We start from the raw sequence: 19,259 nt of genomic DNA on the forward strand, positions 1-19,259 counted from the left end.
TTTTGGGTGCAAAAATGTCAGAGGATCATTTAATCTAAGTATGCAAATCGACGATAAAGCGCCTTCTGTTCCAAAAGATGGATGGGAAGGCCTTAAACAGAATTTCGTGGCAGATCTTACTGCCGGGTTTGTGGTGTTTTTATTAGCCCTTCCTCTCAGTTTGGGCATTGCCAAGGCTTCAGAGTTCCCTCCTGTAATGGGCCTCGTGACGGCAATTATTGGTGGCCTTTTGGCAACGTTTTTCACAGGGTCTAAACTTACCATCAAAGGCCCGGCTGCGGGGTTGATTGTGATTCTTGCCGGAGCAGTCACCGAATTAGGTGGCGGTGTGGAGGGCTGGCACCTGGCACTGGGTGTAATGGTAGTCGCGGGGCTACTACAAGTCCTGTTTGGGGTGTTGAAATTGGGGAAGTTTGTAGATTTTTTCCCATTGTCAGCGATTCATGGTATGCTGGCGGCGATCGGGCTTATCATTATAGCGAAGCAAATACCTGTACTCCTCAATGTTGACCCAGCCCTTATGGCCGGCAAAGGCCCTTTGGCTCTGTTCGCCGCAATTCCGGAGTTTTTCGCGAATCTTGATCCTCAGGTTGCGATTATCGGAGGAGTGAGTTTAGCCATCATGCTGGGATGGTCACTTGTCAAGCACCCTTTGCTAAAGCAGGTGCCGGCACCATTATTAGTACTGTTGTTTGCAATTCCTGCGGGGATGTACCTTCAGTTGGGCACTACAGCACCGGCTTATACCCTGGTGAAAGTAGGTGTATTGACCGATCAGATAGGATNCAATGTGGATTTTTCGGGTGTTGCTAAATTGGGCATCTTCCTGAAATACGTGGTTATGATCACGCTGGTGGGAAGTTTGGAGAGCCTTCTGACCGTAAAAGCGGTTGACCTGCTAGATCCATACAAACGCAAATCAGACCCTAATAAGGATATGATTGCGGTAGGTATAGCCAACACACTGGCTGCTTTTGTTGGTGGGATGCCGATGATTTCCGAGGTAGCACGTAGTTCTGCCAACGTCAAGCAAGGCGCAAAAACGAGATGGGCGAATTTTTTCCACGGTGCCTTTCTGCTCCTGTTCGCTATGCTGGCTTATCCTCTTTTAGAGCAAATCCCTAATGCGGCACTGGCTGCCATGCTGATCGTGGTGGGGATTAACCTAGCTCACCCCAAAGAGTTTATCCATACCTATAAAATTGGCGCGGAACAATTGGCTATTTTTATCACGACAATCTTCTTTACCCTCTTCGAAGACCTTTTAGTAGGTGTTGCAGCGGGTATGTTACTGAATGTTATCATCCACCTGTTCCGAGGTGCGTCATGGAGGTCGTTGTTCAAATCTGATGCTGAAGTAATCACGGAAGACGATGGAACCGTAAGGCTTCGGTTAGGGGAAACAGCCCTCTTTACCAATTACCTTAGCCTGAAGAAAGAATTAATGGCCGTTCCTCCTGGTAGAACGGTCTATGTTGAAATAGAAGAAACAAAAATCATTGACCACTCGGTGATGGAAAACCTTCATCATTTTGAGAAGGATTACCATGCCACAGGTGGAACCGTCCAGTTTGTGGGGCTGGATGGCCTGAGCCCTGTTTCCGATCACCCACTGGCCGCAAGAAAAAGAGCAGGAGTTACTGGTCGCCGAGAACCTGTAGGTGCGGTAGGAGCAGGAGCAGGAATAGCAGTGCCTTTTGATGAAAAGCACCTGTTGCACCAGTTGAAGCACTACTTGCCTGCGCAGGCTGCGCTGAAAGATTTTGTACATCACAATTCTTTACACTCCTTTCAGGAAAAGGAATTCTTTGAGGGGATTTTCAGTGCCGCAAAGATTTTTGGTATCCAGGTCACCTTTAATATCGAAGAATACAGGGGGCTTTACCGGCAGGGGCGTATCCGGCCGGAAATGCTTGACCGTATCATTGTGAGCCACAAAGGAAGAGAGAATCTTATCCTTTATCGGCAGAAAATGCTTGAGGAAAAATACGGAAGTGCCTACGCACCAAGGATTGGGCGGCTACGGGTACAATGGAAAGAGCAGTATAAAGTCGACCTTGATAACTTGGTGCAGCCATTGCTCTTCCGGATCATTTGTAGCTACTTGGATCAAGGTATTGCATTGTGGCATTTTCCTTTTGAAGATCAAGGCTTACTAAATGCTATCCGTACGCTGGAGCAGAACAGCTTTAGTAGCTTCTTTAAGTCTAAGCGGGTAAAAACACTATTGGCTAAGAAGGACCTCGAACTTTCGGAATTACTGGATATTGTAGTAGGCGATTCTCGTTATTACGAACAATACCTTTACGATCAGCAATTTGGTCACAAAGGTTGGAGCGGTATTATTAACGCCATTGAGGATAACCCCCAAACGTTGTTGTATTCAAAATCTGTGAACCTGCAAGATTTCATTTTATTGGAATTATTACTGGAAATAGATGCCCTGGATCAAAGTTTGGGCAGTCGTTGGCAGCCGCTTTGCGCGGAACCTGTTATTGCTGCGGAAGATTATTTCCGGGAAGTTGTCACTGGCGAAGCAGAAGAAATTTTGCAGTTTTGGCAGGAGGCCTTTGAGTGGGATTACTATGATGAGGTGCTCAGTGCTGTATCACAATTGGCGGGTACGCCTCCCAAAGTTCAGCCTGCGAAAAAGAGCTTCCAGGCGATGTTTTGCATCGATGACCGGGAGGATTCTATCCGTCGGCACCTGGAAACGGTAGATCCTCGTTGCGAAACCATCGGTGCGCCTGGCTTTTACGGAGCGGCTATTTACTTTCAGCCTTACGGCGGAAAATTTTATGAAAAAAACTGCCCGGTAGCCATCACGCCCAAACACCTGATCAAGGAAATTGAAGTGAGTAAAGGGCACCGCAATGTGGCATTCCACAACAAGGAGTCTCACACGTTTTTCCGAGGTTTTATGTATGCCTTGTCTTTAGGGCTTATTACCGGTTTTCGGATGCTTGGTGATTTGTTCCGTCCCAAGATGCGCGCGGATATTGCCGATGCTTTTTCTCACATGGATACCAACGGTAAGCTACTGATAGAGAATACAGATCCTAGTCACCGAGAGAATGGCTTACAGATCGGCTACACGATTGAAGAAATGGCCGATGTGGTACAAGAGCTTCTCCGTGGCATTGGTCTGACGGAAGATTTTACAGATGTGGTCTATGTTATTGCTCATGGGAGTAGTAGTGCTAATAATCCCCATCACGGAGCACACGATTGCGGTGCCTGTAGTGGGCGGCCTGGTGCGATTAATGCGCGGGTATTTTCTTTCATGGCCAATCACCCCAAGGTGCGCTTGATTTTGGAAACGCGGGGTATTGATATCCCTGGTACTACCCAGTTTGTGGGAGCGATGCACGATACTGCTAGTGATGAAGTAGGGTATTACGATACCGAAATTCTGACACCGGAGAATGCCGCACAACATCAGTTGTTTTATGCACGCATGGAGGAAGCACTCGACCTGAATGCTCAAGAGCGGGCACGTCGTTTTGCGTCGATTGATATTAATCAGGATATCAAGCAAATCAGAAAAGCGATCAAAAATCGCTCGGTTTCTTATTTCGAACCACGGCCGGAGTTGGGGCACGGCACCAATGCTTTGTGTTACGTGGGTTCGCGCGATAGGATGAAAGGCTTGTTCCTAGACCGTCGTGCATTCCTTCAGACATACAATTATCAGACCGACCCAACCGGCGAGGTGCTTTTGCAAGTAATGAATCCTCTGCCTACCGTTTGTGGTGGCATCAACCTGGAGTACTACTTCTCCCGCATGGATATTGAAAAAATGGGTGCGGGGACCAAATTACCGCACAACGTGATGGGACTGATCGGCGTAGCCAACAGTAGCGATGGTGACCTACGACCTGGTTTGCCTTTGCAAATGATTGAAAACCACGACCCAGTACGCCTCTTGATGATGGTCGAGCACCGTCCGGAAATCGTGCTGAAAGTCATCAAATCTTCTGCGGCTATTTACGATTGGTTTGATAAAGGCTGGTTGCACTTGGTGGCGATCTCGCCTGACGATGGGCAATTGTATCACTTCAATAATGGTGAATTTACATTGTATAAATCATTGGGGGCAGTGAAACAAGCATCCGATATTCAGCAAGTGATGGTCAAAGCCAAGCAGATGGCCACCAATCACATTTTAGATGCGACCAAGGAGAATATCCCTGTTCACATTTACCCAACTCAAAACAAATAAAGAACAGTACGAAAATAAAACGCGATTTTGTTTTTCATAATAGTTGAATAAGCACTTCATTTTAAGCGTTTTAGCTATTTGAAAAACTTGAAAAAAAATCGCGTTTTATTTTCTGCGCAATAATAATTAGATGAACCTCATACTGCCAATTTTATTAATCGTTCCCTTGTTGGCCTTAGGTATTGGCTTTCTATTCAATNACAAGGATGAGCAACCCATTTTTATCGCTACGGCGTTGGGGGTTGGTGTCAATTTTATTTTCTTAATCCTACTGGCTTTATTGTGGGCCAACAATGGTTTTGAGCCCGTTTATTACCAAGGGCCGGTACTTTATCACCAAGCTGCAACGGAATTTTCCATCGGCCTTTTTCTGGATGCTTACTCGTTGGTGTATCTGCTTACGGCAACCTTCTTGACTGGGGTGATTGTCACTTTTAGTAAATATTATATTCATAGGGAAAAAGGGTATAAGCGCTTTTTCAATAATCTCAAATTCTTCTACTTTGGTCTTGTGCTTGTGCTATTGTCTGGCAACCTAGAGACGCTGTTTGTTGGTTGGGAAGTATTGGGCGTTACGTCTTTCTTCTTGATAGGGTTCTATCGTGAGCGTTACCTACCTGTAAAGAATGCCCTGAAAGTAGTTTCCTTGTACAGGGTAGCAGACGTTGCCTTGCTATTGGGCATCTGGGTTTGTCACCATTATTTTGGGCATAGTATTAACTTTTCGGAACTGGATGGCTTGCACAATCCACAGGCACATATTCTGGATGAAAGTTTCTACCAGTTTATGATTCCCGGTGTATTTCTGCTGGCGGCAATGGTGAAGTCGGCACAGTTTCCTTTTTCTTTTTGGGTGCCACGGGCCATGGAGGGCCCAACGACTTCGAGTGCTATTTTCTACGGCTCTTTGTCGGTGCATATTGGTGTCTTTTTGCTGATCCGCACGGCCCCGTTTTGGGAAGAGAATCTGCTGTTTCATTGGCTGATTGGTGGTGTTGGTTTGTTGACCTGTGTTATGGCAACGCTTACCGCACGAGTACAATCGTCGATTAAAACCCAGATTGCCTATTCTTCGATTGCTCAGATAGGCTTGATGTTTATGGAGGTAGCTTTAGGCTGGTATGGTGTGGCTTTGATCCACTTTGTGGGCAATGCGCTCTTGCGGAGTCACCAATTGTTGGTGTCGCCTTCTGTGCTGAGTTACCGTATACATGACCAGTTTTTTCACTTTACACCACCTGCTGCACAAGGCACTCAGGGTTTATGGAACAAAATAAAGCTGTCGATTTATGTGCTGAGTATCAAAGAGTTTAACCTGGATCGGTTCATGTATCGCTTTTTCTGGAATCCGCTAAAAGTGGCGGGTAATGCCTTTCGTTTTCTGGATGAGAAGCAGACGTATATGCTGGCTTTGCCACCATTTTTGATGGGGCTTTATGCTGTGTATCATCAAGACGCGCTGCCCGCCAGTTTGTTGCGATATCTGCCAGAAGCCTTTGCACTTTTTGGGCTGATTTTTATTTTGAAAGCTTTTGTGGAACGTAAATCGGCTCGTAGTAGCTGGGTACTCATTATCGTAAATCAGCTCTATCAGTCCTTGTCTTTTGGCTTCAATGAAGCTTTTGATTTTAATCAGGTTCACTTGTACCTGAGTGGTATTTTTATCTCAGGCATCATTGGTGTATTGGTGATTAATCAGCTGCGTAACAAGCACGAGGCGGTTTCTCTGCATCAGTTTCATGGACACAGCTATGAATACCCCAAGTTGGCCTTTGTTTTTGCCATAGCATGCCTAGGGTTGGCTGGGTTTCCAATAACGCCCACCTTCATCGGTGAGGATTTACTGCTTGGGCATATTCACGAAAACCAATTTCCTTTACTGATCTTGATCGTCCTTAATTTGATTCTGGATGGTTTGGTCATATTCCGGATTTATGCTCGCCTTTTCCTGGGCCAGCACAAGAAAGGATATCACGAAGTGGCGTATCGTTCTTCGTAAGTTTCTGATGAAGAAGTCCCCCTCTTCATTGAGGATTCGATTTTGTTTATTCCAATTGATTCTTTTACTGTTCGGTTCGGTAGGGTGCAAGTTGCACCCTACCAACTTTACCTATTAGCAGCATAAAATAAGTTGTTTTATGAATAAGTACTTTCTATTCCTGCTCATGAGCAGGCTGACAAAAATAAAGTATTCCTTTCGCTGTTCAATGAAGTCTTTATCAATGTAGGGCAAGCAGCCGGTAGCCACTATTTTGATCAAAACTGGATATACGGTGGCCTGGGATATCGATTGAATAAAAACAGTGCCGTAAATGTTGGTTATATGAATCAATACCTAGTAAAAACCGACAATGTGCACATTGAAAACAACCACACCTTGCAAGTAGGATTAAGCTATAATTTTGACCTTAGGGCTAAATAAGACTGGGTGAGTAATTCCGGATTTCGATTCAACTAGAATAGATGTTATTTGCTATAAACACGGACGCACTTTGAGTTGTACTCAAAGTGCTTTTTGTTGAGGTTGTATCTAGAATTCTATGTTTGCGGTGATTTTATTCTTTTGTTGGTGAGGTATACTAATGACAATAAAAGTATTACTATCTTTATGGAACAGTAATCGAATCATCTACACAACAGAAAAGAATGAAGATCAAGCAGATTTTTAATAATAATCAAAATTGGATAGCAGAAAAACTTAGTTTAGATAAGAGTTACTTCGAGAACTTGTCTAAGGGGCAAAGTCCGGAGATTCTTTACATTGGTTGTTCTGATAGTAGAGTGACTGCCGAAGACATGATGGGAGCAACGCCAGGAGATGTTTTCGTTCACCGGAACATTGCGAACATGGTGCCGAATACGGACCTGAGCGCGATGTCGGTGATCAATTACGCGGTAAGCCACCTGAAGGTCAAGCACGTAGTAGTTTGTGGACACTATTTTTGTGGCGGGGTAAAAGCTGCCATGCAGTCTGCTGACTTGGGTATTTTGAACCCCTGGCTGCGGAATATCCGTGACGTTTATCGTTTACACCAAGATGAATTGGATGCCATTACTGATGAAGAAGCAAAGTACAAAAGACTGGTAGAACTGAACGTACAGGAGCAGTGTGTAAATGTCTTGAAGACCTCCGATGTTCAAACTGCTTTCCGCGACCGAGATATTACCGTTCATGGCTGGGTTTTTGACATCCATAGTGGTAAACTGATCGATTTGGAAATCGACTTTGAGGGCATTCTTTCAGAGATCAGAGAAATTTACCGCTTAGACTAGTACCTCCTTCCTTTTAGTTTAAAGGTTCGTACAATATTGAATCCGAGATGGATATCACCGTCTAACCAGTTGCCAGTGGTTTCGCCAATGAATTGTTTGTCAATCATGGCAGTGCTATTGGTGAAATGGAATTGAAAAACGTGGCTACCGGTATTCAGGTCAAAACCAATAGATAAGGCATTTGTACGATCAGCCTGTTGGTAAACAGGCAACGTATAATAATATTCGGAAGTCAGTGCCCAGTTTTTGGAAAGCTGATATTTTCCCGCAGCACCCAGGGCGACCTTGTCATTCGACACGTCCTGGGTGTTTACAATATTAAAGTGTACATAGGTAGGAGCCAGTTGTAAGGAAAGGCGGTCGGAAAATTTTCGAGCTAACAACAATTGCGAAACATAACTAAACCTATGCTGCTGCAAAATAGGCCGTAGCGGATCACTGTCCCGTAAGGAATTATAAGCAACACTGGAATAAAAGGTAGCGGATAGGGGCATCGCCCCCTTGCCACCAGTTGATTGACGCAGTAAATTTACTTTTAGAAAACCATCAAATTCCTTTCCCAGCGAGCTGCGGCCTACACCTATGGTGAGCCAGTCGGTGATACCATAATCCAATCCAATCCGGATATTGGCTTCATCAAGTCCGAAAAATTCATAGGCCCCACCATTGACCCTTCCAAAACGGTGGTTGATGATCATTTCCATTTCACCGCCTCGCCGCATTTCTACCGATTGGCCATTGATCACTCGTGTACCTCGGAACGTTTCGTAGATATACTGTTTATCGGCTGATTGCCCGCATATCGTAGTCAGGAAAGCAATTTGGAGGATAAGAATCAAACTGCTAGTAAATAAAGATTTATTGATCATTTTTCTTGATTGATATACCAAGTACCTTGTACCTTAATTCTAGTTATCCAAAGCTCCGGCATCCAGCCAAAGTTTTACTTTCTCTATGTCGCAAAAAGAAACTTTGGGGCCGCTAGGGGGCATGATGCTATATCCCGCGGCATGATCCATGGTGCCCAGTAGTTGGCCGTTTTGAGCGTAAGGCAATACCCGGTTATAGCCTTCCAGATTGACATTCCCATCTTCGCGACCATTGCGGTGGCAGCGGTTACAGTTGTCAGTTATAATGGGGACTATGTCGGTGATAAATGTAGCTTCTGTAGCCGTACATTCTTCGTCGATGATGTACTGGTAGAGGTCTTCTTTATTGTCATAATAGCAACTGCTGTTGACCAACAAAAAGACAAATCCCAGGGCGTAAGTCGTATTGCGTAACATGGTAAGCTTAGTTATTCGGAGCACCATCATTGATCCAGTTTTGTATTTGTTCAATACGACAATCGCTAAATCGACTGCCGGTGGGAGGCATAATTGGATAGTATTGATCACCGCGGATAGTCGCCATCAGGCTACCGTTATTCACAGAGGTCAGGATATTGGAATATGAGGATAGATTGACACCACCTTCCAGGCGGCTGTTGTTGTGGCAGCCTACACAATAGTTGTCGATAAGCGGCCGGATATCTGCTGTAAAAGCGAACGCTTGTGGATCACAAGGCGTGCCACAATCTGTATTTTCAGCCCCCTGTTGTATCCAGGTTCTGATCATGGTTATTTGCGCACTACTCAGCCGAGCAGCTGGTGGCGGGGGCATGATGTCGTCTCCGTTTTCGGTAATGGATTCATAAAGTTCACTGTCGCCAGGATCGCCGGGTTTTACTTCGCGTAGAATTTTTTCGTAGGAATCTAGAATCACTCCTTCTTCATGGGAGATCACATCGTGGCACCCACTGTAAGCACAGGCAGAGACCATGAGAGGTAGTACTTGATGTTGAAAAGAAATGATGCCGTCTTCACATTCATTCGTAGTACCAGGGTCTTGGGTAGGCGGAATGACAGGAAGACCTCCGACAGGAATGACGGGGTCTGTGGTGCAAGCCACAAAAAGGAAGGTGGCCAAAATGCCACAGAAAAGCAGGAGTCGTTGCATAGTGGTATTATTGATGATGATTAATTTTCGTTTTACTGTGCCATTTGTTCAATGTAGGCCCGTAAATCCTCTACTTGCTGCTGGTTCATTCGCTCTTCTGGATAGTGGGGCATATAAGGGCGGTGCCCTGGGATAGCGTAAGTGCCATAGGCGATGATTTGATAAAGCGAAAAGTGAGAATCCTTGGGGATCATGCGCTGTAAATGTCGAAAACTCAATTCGGAATTATCCAAAACGTAATGCGAAACCCCTCCGGCCTGATGGCAGTGAAGGCAGCTTAGTTCATACAAGTCACGCCCTATGGCTGGTCGTCCTATTAGCCCTTCATAACCTTGCTCTTTATCGGGGGGAGCATCGAAAAAATGGGCGGGTGATTTGGTATTGTAAAAGCTACGGAGCCATTCGCGCAAAGCGGGGTGCTGAGCCTCATTTTGCTGTTTTTGGTTGAGTTGCGCTAGGTCTTCCGCTGTTAAGCCAAGATCATCAAGCGTGTACTCCAATGACCAATAATAGGCCAATACGGCTTCAATTTCCCAATCTTCCATCGGTCTTCCCTGCGAACACTCTACCGCACACAGTTGAATGGCTTCCCGAAGGTCATTATGTGCTCGTTCGATTTTCTCGTCACCGTATTTTTTGACGTAATCATCATTGTACCAACTCTTCCGGTTGACGATACCCTTGAAGGTAGAACCCTGAAGAAATGGGAGACCTTTTGCCTTTACGTAAGGCAATCTCGCTTCGGGATCACTTACGCGCAGGTCAGGGTCCTCCTGCTCAATATTATGACAAGAGGTACAAGCATAATACTTGCTGATAAAATTGGTGCGCTGGCCATCAGGCCCTATTGTACGCCCTTCCAGCACTAATTCTTTGCCAATGCGGACTTGATCATCCGTCGGCACCAGGTAATGAGGAGGTAGAGGTTCGCCAAGTGCCGCTTGCACTTTTTGCAAGCTGTCGTTCCCTGTCCATTCCTTGAGGTTGGGCCGGGCAATGAACAAAATGCTCCCTAGTAAGGATAATATTAAACTCGCTTTCAGCATAAAGAATATACTTCAGATGATGAATTGCCACTCAGTACGGCAGTCAGCTCCAAAGGGTTGCCTCCCGCGAAAATAAGTCGCCTTTTACTCTATCCCAATCAGATTAAAAGCGCCCTCGATAAGGATAGAATCCTGTGCTTGAAAGGCCTGGGGATTTAGTATTTGCACCCAACCATCTCGTTGTATACCTGTTTTTACCATCCGCTGCTCGAAGGAGACTTGCTGAGATGTTCTTTCTTTTAAAACCAATAAATAGGTCGTTTCGCCAGCACTAACCAATGCCGTTTCCGGGATCGACATGCCCTTTAAGTCATTGGTCATGATTTCGGCACTCACGTACATGCCTGGGAGCAAGAGGCCCTCATCTTGGTTCAGTTCTCCGTGTACTCTCACCAGGCGGGTTTCGGGGTCTAGTGTTTTCTGAATGATGTGAACTTTTGCTTCGTAGGTTTTAGTCCCGGTGTCAGGAATACGAAATAGGATTTTTTGTCCAATTTTGATCGAAAGAATATCTTTTTCAAAAACGTCCAACTCTACATGAAGGCTGCTGGTATTGATGATCTTTAGCGCTACGTCTTGGGGTTGCAAATACATCCCTGGCATAGCATTCACCTCGCTGATGTAACCACTGATAGGCGCATAAATGGTCATGTTGTTGGCCAGGGCAGTGGGCGTCAAATCCTTGGTGCTGATACCCAATAATTGGAGGCGGGCCTTGAGTCCTTCGGTACGCGCCAGGGTCGCCTCGTAATCAGCCGTTGCTTTCAGGCTGTTTTTTTGCGAAGCAATGTTCTCATCGGCCAAAGTTTCCTGACGTTGGTAATCTGCTTCTAGGTAAGCCAGCTGTGCTACAGTTTCCAGATAATTCTGCTGAAGAACCAGTAACTCCGGGTTTTCTAAAGTAAACAAGCGCTGTCCTTTGCGGACCATTTGCCCCGGCATCAACTGGATGTTTTTCACGTAGCCTCCTGCATAGGCACTCACGGCAGCTTGCTGGCCGGGAGGTACATCTATCATTCCGGAAGCGGTGACAATATTGGGCAAGTCCTGTGCTTGTAGCGTGCCTAGTTGCATCTTCGCCTGCGCATATTGCTGTGGTGTAACGGTAACCAAGCCATCACTTACTTCTTCGGAAGAGGCCGCAATTTCAATACCTTCGTCAGCTTGTTGATTACAAGTGTTCAGCAAGAGGAAGGAAAAAAGCAGGAGGAAAAAATTTATATTTTTCATAAACATTGATTTGTAGATTAGTAAAACTTAGGCAACCTGTCCATTGGTCTCACAAGTTGAATTTTGTGGGTTTCATATGCTTGGGTTTCACATCTCCACGCCTGGCTGGTAGTGTTCGCTAGCGCTCACGGTGGTGCTCGTTCCTCGCGGCAGTGCCGACTGCGTCGGCGGTAGCCGTCCCGAGGCTTCGGGACGAGCGTGAGCGAGCACCACCCTACCAAGCGCAATGCACAAATCACCAAGCTTCAATCCACAAAATTCAACTTGTCGTACCACTAGTTCAAAAGATAATTGAGTTCCAGAATGGTCAAATAGTACTGTAGCCGTTGGTCGAGGTAGTCATTTTCTATCCGTTTGGCCTGATCCAGTGCTTGGAGATAATGCAAAAAGTCAATCTCTCCGGTTTGAAAGGCACGGGTGGAGGTATGGATAATTTCCTGAGCCAGTTGTTGGCCATTCGTTCGGTAGTATTCAAGGGCCCGTTCATGTTTGGTCGCCTGGGCCTGTAGCCGTGCCGATGTCGTTTGTAGCTGTATTTGGTAATCCAATTTCTGCTGGGCGATTATGCTGCGTTGTAATCCTGCCGCAGTGATTTGTGCCTTTGTGCCTTTGCGCCATAGCGGAATACCCACACCCACCTGAAAGCCGTGGTAGACAGTTGCTGCCGGTGCACCGTTGGTGCCGGCAAAATAGGCGAGCTGCAAATCGGGCAACAGTCCCTTTTGGGCAACCCTCATTGCCATCTCGGCATTGATTTCCTCCTGCTGGAGATAGGCGATGGCGGGGTGGTTGCTCAGCGAAGTATCCTGGGAGCTAAGTACTGGAAACTCCTTAGTGTCTACCTGATACAAATCTCTGGTTTGAAGCCATTGGTTGAGTGCTTGGTAGCTTTCCGCCAAGGCATCGTCACATTGTTGCAATTGCAAGGTGATTTCCTGTTGCTTGCTGGTGGTGGAGAGTTGCTCCAGGTAATTGGTTTCTCCCAGTTCGTAGCGTCTGCTGGCAGCGTTGGCTAGCTCGCGATAAAGACTGTCGAGATAGCGGAAGTTTTCTCGTCGTTTTGCCCAGTAGACGATAGTGAGGTAAGCTTTGGAAACCTCCTTGGTCAGGTGCCTTTCTTCCAGCCGCAAGACTTGTTCCTGCAAGACGGTTTTTCCCTGCTGAAGTTCTTGCTTGGCGCGATAAACGCCCGGTAACTGAAAGGTTTGTTCTACCCCAATGATACTCAAGGGTTGATTGTTGGCTGCTATATTGTTTTGATCATAGCCGTAGTAGATATGCGTTCGGTCAATATTATATGCAGCAGGCAATAAGCTTCGCTGTTGGCTTACCGTCAAGCGTTGACTTTCTAGCCCGGCATTGTTGGCCAATGCTTGTTCCAGGACTTGTTCTAGGGATAAAACCGAGGTTTGCGTCTGCCCAGGCAAGGACAATGCCAATAAAGGCAATAGTGCCAACAAGGCTTTTGATTTGCGTTTCCGTCCTCTTCCCTTACGGTCAAAATAGGCGTACAGTACCGGGAGAACCAACAAGGTTAGTAGCGTCGCAGAGATCAGCCCGCCTACAACGACGGTAGCCAGTGGCCGCTGCACTTCGGCACCGGCAGAAGTAGACAATGCCATTGGCAAAAAGCCCAATGCCGCTGCCGCTGCGGTCAGTAAAACGGGGCGCAGCCGTTGTTGGGTACCCACCAGAATACGGCGATGCAAGTTGGTCATGCCCTGTGCTTTTAGTTCTTTAAAATGCTCAATCAAGACAATGCCGTTCAGAACGGCGATCCCGAATAGCGCAATGAATCCCACCCCGGCCGAAATACTGAAAGGCATTCCCCGCAGGTAGAGCAGCAGGATACCCCCAATCGCCGATAAGGGGATGGCACTGTACACCATCAATGCTTCCTTGGCTGATTGGAAAGCGAAGTAGAGCATGATGAAAATTAAGGCCAGTGCAATGGGCACCGCTACCATCAGTCGGTTGCGAGCATTGCGCAGGTTCTCAAATTGACCACCATAGGTAATGGAATACCCTACGGGCAGGTCGATGTTTTTCTCAATAATCCCCTGCACATCCTGAACAACGGATTCCAAGTCGCGATTACGAACATTCACACCAACGACAATTCGGCGTTTGGTTTCGTCGCGAGAGATTTTGGCAGGGCCTTTGGTGTAGCTTATTGCTGCCAGCTCCCGCAGGGGTATTTGTTGGCCGTTGGGCAAGGGCACAAAACTGTTTTGCAGGTTTTCAAGGTCCTTGCGGAAAGGAGCATCATAGCGGACAACGAGGTCAAATTGCTTCTCGCCTTCAAAGACACTACCGGCGGAGAGGCCTGCAAAATTCATGGTCAAAAGATTGTTGACATCGGCGATGTTAAGGCCGTATTTGGCAATTTTATCTCGCTGATAGCGGACACTCATTTGCGGTAAGCCGGCCACTTTTTCTACCGAAATATCTGCGGCACCCTCTACGCCGTCGATGGCTTTTTTGATGTCTTGAGCTAGGTCGTTGAGGACGTCCAGGTCTTCGCCAAATACCTTGATGGCAAGGTCGGCCCGCACACCGGTAATTAGCTCGTTAAAGCGCATCTCAATGGGCTGGGTAAACTCATACTCAATACCAGGAATCACAGAAAGGGCTTCTTTAAAAGCATCCGCCAGTCCATCTTTGGTGTCGGCAGTCGTCCATTCGTGGAAAGGTTTCAAGGTAATGATCACATCACTTTCCTCCATAGACATGGGATCGGTTGGTACCTCGGCTGCGCCAATTCTGGTTACCACTTGATTGACCTCAGGAAATTCTTTGAGGATGGACTCTATCGCTGTAGTGGTCTCAATGGTTTTACTAAGGGAAGTACCCGTTTTTAAAACAGGTTGAATAACAAAGTCGCCTTCGTCGAGCGTAGGAACAAACTCGCCACCCATCCGGGAAAAAAGTAGCCCACTTCCTAGTAAAAGCAGCGCTGCTACTGCAAGTACTGCTCCTTTGTTGCGCAAAGCAAAAGCCATCGTTGGGGTGTAAATTCGTTGTAGAAAAGATAAGATCATCACAGAAATATTGCGCTTACCTTGCTTGGCAGGTTTCAGGAAGAGCGCCGACATGACGGGTACATAAGTAAAGCACAAGAGCATCGCCCCAATTAGCGCAAAGCAAAAAGTGAGAGCCATCGGGCTAAACATTTTTCCTTCTACATTGGTCAGCGAAAGGATAGGAATGAAAACGATAATGATGATGATTTGCCCAAAAACCGCCGAACGCATCATCTTGGTTGTACTCTTGAAGGTGATTTCGTCCATCATGTTTTGCTTTTCGGATGCGTCGACGCTATTCAGACGGTCTGCTTGGGTGGTGATTTTGTAGGCCACGTATTCCACGATAATCACTGCTCCGTCGATAATGATACCGAAGTCAATTGCTCCTAAACTCATCAGGTTGGCGTCGACTCCAAAGAGGTACATCAGCGAGAGGGCAAACAATAAACAGAGTGGAATGACAGATGCGACCACCAGCCCGGAACGGAAGTTGCCGAGTAACAAAACGACGACGAAAATAACGATCAAACAACCCAAAATCAGGTTTTCAGCTACCGTGCTGGTCGTCTTTCCAATCAATACGCTACGGTCAAGAAAGGCGTTGATGTAGACCCCTTCCGGGAGTGATTTCTGGATTTGTGCAACCCGATCTTGTACGCTTTCGATCACGGCTTTAGAGTTGCCGTCTTTGAGCATCATCACTTGTCCGAGCACTTTTTCGCCCTGGCCGTTGGCGGTGATAGCGCCGAAGCGGGTAGCAGCACCAAACTGTACTTTCGCGATGTCTTTGACAAAAATGGGCGTCCCGTTGCGGTTGTCTACCACAATTTGTTCAATGTCTTCCAAGGAGTTGATCAAGCCTTCGCCGCGAACAAAATAGCTTTCATTGGTTTTCTCAATGTACCCCCCTCCTGCAATATTATTGTTTTGTTCAAGGGCCTGGTACACCTCGGTGACGCTGAGTTCAATACTGCGTAAGCGTTGAGGGTCTATGGCTACCTCGTATTGTTTCAGCTGCCCACCCCAGGTGTTTACTTCCACCACGCCCGGAATGCCGGAGAGTTGGCGTTTCACAATCCAGTCCTGAATCGTACGCAGCTCCATAATCGAGTAGCGACCCTCATATCCAGGACGGACATCAAGAATGTATTGGTAAATTTCACCCAGCCCGGTAGTGACTGGCCCCATGAAAGGTTTGCCAAAACCAGCGGGGATTTTCTCTTCGGCCGCTTTGATCTTTTCTTCGATGAGTTGGCGAGGTAGATAGGTGCCCATCCGGTCTTCAAAAACAATGGTAACTACTGAAAGACCAAATTTTGAAACCGACCGAATCTCCTTTACGCCAGGTAAGTTGGCCATCTCTAATTCCACAGGATAAGTGATAAATTGTTCCACATCCTGGGTAGAAAGGTTCCGCGAAGTGGTGATTACCTGCACCTGATTGTTGGTGATATCAGGTACGGCACCGATAGAAATTTGGGACAAGGCATAGAGCCCAAACCCAACAATCCCCATAGTAAAAAGCAATACAATCAGCTTGTGACGAATGCTGTAATTAATGATCTGCTCTAACATTACACGCTTGTTTTTGACTGTGTAAAAATAGGAGCAGGTCCCTGAGGGTTTTCTTAGCTCTTGCTTAAGATTTGCTTAAGATTAGGGAAAGTCTAAATAAAATCGCGTCCCTTCTCCCGGCGTACTCTCCACCATAATTTTAATCCCCAACGCATCACAAGCTTTCTTGACGATGGAAAGTCCCAGGCCATTGCCTTTGATATTTTTGTGTTCGAGGGCTTTTGAACGAAAAAAGGGGTGGAATATCTGTTCCAGGTGTTCAGGAGAGATACCGATCCCTTCATCACTGATGGCAAGCCTTACCTGATGACTTTCTGACCAAGCACGAATGCTTACTTTCTTCCCTTTCGGGGAATATTTGATGGCGTTTGTCAGGATGTTTTCAATAATCAAATCCAGGTAGTAAGGAGCGGCGTTGACCTCTAGGTTGGGATCAATCTCTACCTTAACGGACTGCGCTTTTTCGTCAATAATAGACTGGTATCGCTTCAGGGTATTGTCCACCAGTGGGAGGAGGCTTACTTTTTCTCGCGTAATTGCACTCGTTTCGCTGTCAAAGCGGGCCAGGAGTAAAAGCTGATCGGCCAAAACGGAAAGGCGATCGATTTCCTGGATACTAATTTTTATTTTCTCCTGGTATTCTTCTGGTGTTCGTATCCTGCGAAGGGTTACTTCCAAGGTGCCTTTGAGTACTGCTAAAGGCGTACGTAGTTGATGGGAGGCATCGGCCGTAAATTGCTGCTCCCTCTGCAGGGCATTCTGAATACGCTCCAATAACTCATTGATAGAGGAGGTAAGCGTGAAGAGTTCATCCTTGGTAGCTGGTAGCGCAATACGTTCGTCGAGGCTGTTTCGGGTGATCCGGTTAGTTGTAGTCGTAATCAGTTGCACAGGCTTGATACTTTGTCCTGCAAGAAAACGAGTGATAAAAAACAGACAGCCCAACACTATCGGAAAAAGCCATAATAGCAACCGCTTGAGGCTGGCAAGTACCAATTTGGGTCCCTCTAGCGACATCGCCGCCAAAATGTATCCTTTGAGTTGTGTTTCCTGCTTGATGGGGAGCTGGATTTGCCTGATTTGCTGTTGGTTGAGCCCTGTATCAAAGTGGATGTCGAAAGCTCGTGATGGATCAAAAGCGAGTGCATCGCCCATGAGATTGGGCGACTTGTCCATGATTTTTCCGGCACTATTAACCAACTGAATGAAAACGGGGTTGACCTGTACTTCGCGGTGTTCCCGTTCGGCCCATTCATTTTTATTTTTAAAAAAGATACTGTCGTTGTGGATAAGTATCTCTTCACTATGTTTATGTGCCTCGAAAGATAAGTTGCTGTCCAGTTCGCTGTAAACAGCCGTTTGTACTACAAAATAAATGAGAAAAAAGACGACCGTTACCACGCTGGCCGTAGCCAGCAGGTAGTAAAGCGCAATTCTATTTTTAAACGATAGCTTCATTTATTCCTTTGCTATATAACCCACCCCACGCACGGTTTGAATCAAGTCTTCGTCTTTGTCAAGGTCTAGCTTTTTGCGGATAGCATTGATGTAGACGTCAATGACCCCAGTGTTATAATCAAAGTGAATATCCCACACGCTTTCAATGATCCTGGACCGGCGACAAACTTTCCCCTTGTTGCGAATCAGGTACTCCAAGAGCGCAAATTCCTTTTGGGTAAGGGCCACCTCCTTTCCTGCTTTCCATACTTGGTGGGCAGCAACATCCAACACGATATCTCCCAGCGTAAAACGCTCGTGTTCACCGCTGTTGGGGCGTAGCTGTACCTTGATGCGCTCTAATAACTCCTCGAAATGGAAAGGCTTTTTTATATAATCATTGGCACCAGCTTGCAAGCCTTGCAGGGTATCTTGCAAGGTGTCTCTGGCGGTCAGGAAAATAACGGGAGTAGCAATATGATGTTTTCGGATTTGCTGACAAATCTCAAGTCCGGTCTTACCAGGCATCATCCAGTCGAGCAGCATAATGTCGTAGGTGTTGGTCATGGCCCAGTCTAAACCAGTGACTCCATTGTCAGCTACGTCTACGGCATAAGCTTCCTCTTCGAGTCCTTGCTTGATAAAATTGGCAATACCTGCCTCGTCTTCAACAACTAAAACTCTCATGGTGCAAATTTACAAAGGAGGAAGAGGACTTGTCTTAAGAATGGCTTAAGATTCTAGCCTTTTGCATTTGTGTTAAACGGTACTGCAAATCTTGCTGATGGCGTCGTTGGGTAGGGATGTCTCCTCGGAAACCGGACTCTATTCTTTTGATCGCTGTAGGCGGTAAAGCATAGAACACGCCGCCGTCGACTCGTTGAATAACTCCTTTAACTGGATCGTAGATGCGAGCATCGCCGGTGACGTTATCAATGGCCTCTGGAAAACCATAAACGTGAAGACTAAGAAAAGGCTGCTGGGTCGGGTTGCCCATTTGGTGAATGAGGTCGTGGCCTACAGGAACGATATCTCCAGGTTGTACCTGCCAGCGAGCAGTGGTCCGCAATTGCTGCTGGCGAACCCTAAAGGTTGCATGTTCAGCCTGACCAAAAATTTGTACTGCTCCCCATTGGGTATGGCCGTGATCGTGAATGGCGGAAAAATCTCCGGGCAACCAGGACATGACCATTACTTCAAAATTGGGCCCATGCGCCACGAGTTTACGACCATAGCTGTCAGCAGGCGAATGCTGGAAGTCTGACCAAGCCTGTAGGTCCTGCGCTTTAACGTTGGCTGCTTTGACAATTTGAGCCATACGACGTGGATCTACTTGTTGATCAACTTTTAGTGTATCTACAATGTATTTAAGAGAAGCCGGCAAATGAAGGGCGTTTGACATCTGGTATTTTGATTTTTTACAAAGTTCTTTCTTCAGAAGGACAACTACTG

At 46.5% G+C, this 19,259-nt stretch carries 13 protein-coding genes; 4 read left to right on the forward strand and 9 right to left on the reverse strand.

All coding sequences use genetic code 11. The annotated features are described in order from the left end of the window. Positions 1-40: 40 nt before the first annotated feature. The 4 genes from A3EU_RS34865 (at position 41) to A3EU_RS0122135 (ending at position 7,495) form a co-directional block, all read left to right on the forward strand. The gene (locus A3EU_RS34865) at positions 41-4,222 is read left to right on the forward strand and encodes a putative inorganic carbon transporter subunit DabA (protein ID WP_020538391.1); all 4,182 of its coding nucleotides are present in this window, start codon (positions 41-43) and stop codon (positions 4,220-4,222) included. A 130-nt stretch (positions 4,223-4,352) separates the two neighbouring features. Continuing rightward, a complete protein-coding gene (locus A3EU_RS0122125; RefSeq protein WP_020538392.1) occupies positions 4,353-6,221 on the forward strand; it encodes a proton-conducting transporter transmembrane domain-containing protein in 1,869 nt (622 codons plus the stop codon). 156 nt (positions 6,222-6,377) lie between these two features. Then, a complete protein-coding gene (locus A3EU_RS35590; protein ID WP_083937529.1) occupies positions 6,378-6,644 on the forward strand; it encodes a DUF2490 domain-containing protein in 267 nt (88 codons plus the stop codon). A 224-nt stretch (positions 6,645-6,868) separates the two neighbouring features. Continuing rightward, positions 6,869-7,495: a carbonic anhydrase gene (locus A3EU_RS0122135; protein WP_020538394.1), complete on the forward strand. Its 627-nt coding sequence runs from the start codon at positions 6,869-6,871 to the stop codon at positions 7,493-7,495. Here the strand turns inward: A3EU_RS0122135 and A3EU_RS0122140 are convergent. The 9 genes from A3EU_RS0122140 to A3EU_RS0122180 form a co-directional block, all read right to left on the reverse strand. Next, positions 7,492-8,364 (reverse strand): DUF5777 family beta-barrel protein, encoded by an 873-nt coding sequence (locus A3EU_RS0122140; protein ID WP_020538395.1) that lies wholly within the window; start codon positions 8,362-8,364, stop codon positions 7,492-7,494. The genes A3EU_RS0122135 and A3EU_RS0122140 overlap by 4 nt on opposite strands. A 39-nt stretch (positions 8,365-8,403) precedes the next feature. Continuing rightward, positions 8,404-8,781 carry a hypothetical protein gene (locus A3EU_RS0122145; RefSeq protein ID WP_044086325.1) on the reverse strand — a complete coding sequence of 126 codons (378 nt, stop codon included), beginning with the start codon at positions 8,779-8,781 and terminating at the stop codon, positions 8,404-8,406. 7 nt (positions 8,782-8,788) lie between these two features. Next, entirely contained in the window at positions 8,789-9,493 is a 705-nt protein-coding gene (locus A3EU_RS0122150; RefSeq protein ID WP_020538397.1) for a c-type cytochrome domain-containing protein, read from the reverse strand. 32 nt (positions 9,494-9,525) lie between these two features. Next, on the reverse strand, positions 9,526-10,539 hold the full coding sequence (locus tag A3EU_RS0122155) for a c-type cytochrome (RefSeq protein ID WP_020538398.1): 1,014 nt from the start codon (positions 10,537-10,539) through the stop codon (positions 9,526-9,528). An 84-nt stretch (positions 10,540-10,623) separates the two neighbouring features. Next, entirely contained in the window at positions 10,624-11,769 is a 1,146-nt protein-coding gene (locus A3EU_RS0122160) for an efflux RND transporter periplasmic adaptor subunit (RefSeq protein WP_020538399.1), read from the reverse strand. Between the two features lie 275 nt (positions 11,770-12,044). Beyond that, on the reverse strand, positions 12,045-16,370 hold the full coding sequence (locus A3EU_RS0122165) for a CusA/CzcA family heavy metal efflux RND transporter (protein ID WP_020538400.1): 4,326 nt from the start codon (positions 16,368-16,370) through the stop codon (positions 12,045-12,047). Positions 16,371-16,451: 81 nt separating this feature from the next. Then, a complete protein-coding gene (locus A3EU_RS0122170) occupies positions 16,452-17,828 on the reverse strand; it encodes a sensor histidine kinase (protein ID WP_020538401.1) in 1,377 nt (458 codons plus the stop codon). Continuing rightward, the gene (locus tag A3EU_RS0122175; RefSeq protein WP_020538402.1) at positions 17,829-18,494 is read right to left on the reverse strand and encodes a response regulator transcription factor; all 666 of its coding nucleotides are present in this window, start codon (positions 18,492-18,494) and stop codon (positions 17,829-17,831) included. Positions 18,495-18,528: 34 nt separating this feature from the next. Then, positions 18,529-19,209, reverse strand: a complete 681-nt coding sequence (locus tag A3EU_RS0122180) for a cysteine dioxygenase (protein WP_020538403.1) — start codon at positions 19,207-19,209, stop codon at positions 18,529-18,531. Positions 19,210-19,259: the final 50 nt, after the last annotated feature.

The sequence above is a fragment of the Lewinella cohaerens DSM 23179 genome (assembly GCF_000379805.1).
GTDB classification, from domain to species: Bacteria; Bacteroidota; Bacteroidia; order Chitinophagales; family Saprospiraceae; genus Lewinella; species Lewinella cohaerens.